This is a genomic window from Dolichospermum sp. UHCC 0352, from assembly GCF_009711925.1.
GTDB classification, from domain to species: domain Bacteria; phylum Cyanobacteriota; class Cyanobacteriia; order Cyanobacteriales; family Nostocaceae; genus Dolichospermum; species Dolichospermum lemmermannii.
The window spans coordinates 1-344 of record NZ_VIKY01000269.1 but is presented as its reverse complement, the minus strand read 5'-3'; the positions used below and the strand labels follow the sequence as shown (position 1 = coordinate 344).

At 38.1% G+C, this 344-nt stretch carries 1 pseudogene; it reads right to left on the bottom strand.

Annotated features, from left to right (window positions below):
* A pseudogene (locus FJR06_RS19175) lies at positions 1 to 344 on the bottom strand (RNA-guided endonuclease TnpB family protein); the annotation flags it as partial.

Below are 344 nucleotides of genomic sequence, written 5' to 3'. Positions count from 1 at the left end.
CTTTATTCCTACGTCAACGCCGATGGTCGGTCTGTCTGCAAGTATAGGAGGTTTTTCAACTTCGTATTTAACAGAAATAAACCATTTATCAGCCTGTCTAGAAATCACGCAATTATGAGTTACTGTAATCGGTAAAGGTTCTGCTAAACCTACCCAGCCAATTGACGGTAATTTAATTCTTTTACCATCATTTTTAATTGCTGGTTTCGCCTTAGTTCCTGATTCTAAATAGAAAGAATCGTGTTGCCCTTTTTTCTTGAATCGTGGTTGTTTTGATGTTTTTTTGAACCACCTATCCCAAGCCTGGCGTAAATCAGCTAACGCCTTCTGAGGGATATTTTTAT